This is a genomic window from Mycobacterium sp. (genome assembly GCF_049278535.1).
Classification (GTDB): Bacteria; Actinomycetota; Actinomycetes; order Mycobacteriales; family Mycobacteriaceae; genus Mycobacterium.
Window position 1 is genome coordinate 1 of record NZ_JBAPMI010000138.1, and the last position, 1870, is coordinate 1870.

Below are 1870 nucleotides of genomic sequence, written 5' to 3' on the forward strand. Positions count from 1 at the left end.
TCAGCCAGGTGCCCGACGAAGCCGCCGGTCTGGTCCGCGCGCTGCTGACCGCCGACCGCAACCAGCAGTACCTGCGGCTGCGGATGAGCGAGGAGCAACGGGAGCGGACGCCGGCGGTCGACTACCGCCCGTTCATCATCGCCGACGCCGACACCGGCCACGGGGGCGACCCGCACGTGCGCAACCTGGTCAAGCGGTTCGTGGAGGCGGGCGTGCCCGGGTATCACATCGAAGACCAGCGGCCGGGCACCAAAAAGTGTGGTCACCAGGGCGGCAAGGTGCTGGTGCCGTCGGACGAGCAGATCAAGCGCCTCAACACGGCCCGCTTCCAGCTCGACATCATGCGAGTGCCCGGCATCATCGTCGCCCGCACCGACGCCGAGGCGGCCAACCTGCTCGACAGCCGCGCCGACGAGCGTGACCAGCCATTCCTACTGGGCACCACGAACCTCAAGATCCCGTCATACAAGTCGTGCTTCCTGGCGATGGTGCGGCGCTTCTACGAGTCCGGATTTAAGGAACTCAACGGCCACCTGCTGTACGCCGTGCCCGCGGGCCAATACGACGCAGCCGATTCGTGGTTGGAGCGCAACGGCATCGTGGAGCTGATCACGAAGGCCGCCGCATCTCCGGATCACGCGCAGCAGTCGATCGACGCCGTCTTCGACGAGATCGAGTCGAAGTTCGTCGACGCCTGGCAACTCGACGCGGGACTGATGACTTACGGTGAAGCTGTTGCCGAACTTCTCCAATTCGCCGAGAGCGACGGCGATTCCAACGACATGAGCGCCGACGAGTGGCGAAAGTTCGCCCAGCGCGCACCGCTGTACACCGCCCAGCAGAAGGCCAAGGAGCTTGGCCTCAGCGTGGCGTGGGACTGCGAGCTGGCCAAGACGCCGGAGGGTTACTACCAAATCCGCGGCGGTATCCCGTATGCGATCGCCAAATCGCTTGCCGCGGCACCATTCGCCGACATTCTCTGGATGGAGACCAAGACGGCGGATCTCGTCGACGCGCGCGAATTCGCCGACGCGATCCACGCCGAATTCCCCGATCAGATGCTGGCCTACAACCTCTCGCCGTCGTTCAACTGGGACACCACCGGTATGACTGACGACGAGATGCGGGCGTTCCCAGAGGAACTCGGCAAGATGGGCTTCGTCTTCAACTTCATCACCTATGGCGGCCACCAGATCGACGGCGTCGCCGCCGAGGAGTTCGCCACATCGCTGCGCCAGGAGGGCATGCTGGCGCTTGCTCGACTGCAACGCAAGATGCGCCTGGTCGAATCCCCTTACCGCACACCGCAAACGCTGGTCGGCGGACCGCGTAGCGACGCCGCGCTGGCCGCGTCGTCCGGCCGCACGGCCACCACGAAGGCGATGGGCGAGGGTTCCACCCAACACCAGCATCTGGTCCAGACCGAGGTCCCGAAGAAGCTGCTGGAGGAGTGGCTGGCGTTGTGGGGCGATCACTACAAGATCGGCGAAACGCTGACCGTGCGGCTACGTCCGCGGCGTGCCGGCTCCGACGTACTCGACCTCGGGATCTACGGCGACAACGCCGACGAGCCGCTGGCCAACGTGGTTGTCGACCCGATCAAGGACCGGCACGGACGCAACATCCTCACGGTGCGTGACCAGAACACATTCGCCGAGAAGATGCGCAAAAAGCGGCTGATGGACGTCATCCACCTGTGGCTGATCCACCGGTTCAAGCCGGAGATCGTGTACTACGTGACGCCGACCGAGGACAACATCTATCAAACCGAGAAGATGAAGTCGCACGGCATTTTCAGCAACGTGTACCAGGAGGTCGGCGAGATCATCGTCGCCGACGTGAACCAGGCGCGCATCGACGAGCTACTGAA

At 64.3% G+C, this 1870-nt stretch carries 1 protein-coding gene; it reads left to right on the forward strand.

All coding sequences use genetic code 11. From position 1 onward, the window contains the following. A partial coding sequence (locus WAO18_RS08965; RefSeq protein ID WP_422205665.1) for an isocitrate lyase/phosphoenolpyruvate mutase family protein occupies positions 1-1870 on the forward strand: 1870 nt, incomplete at both ends.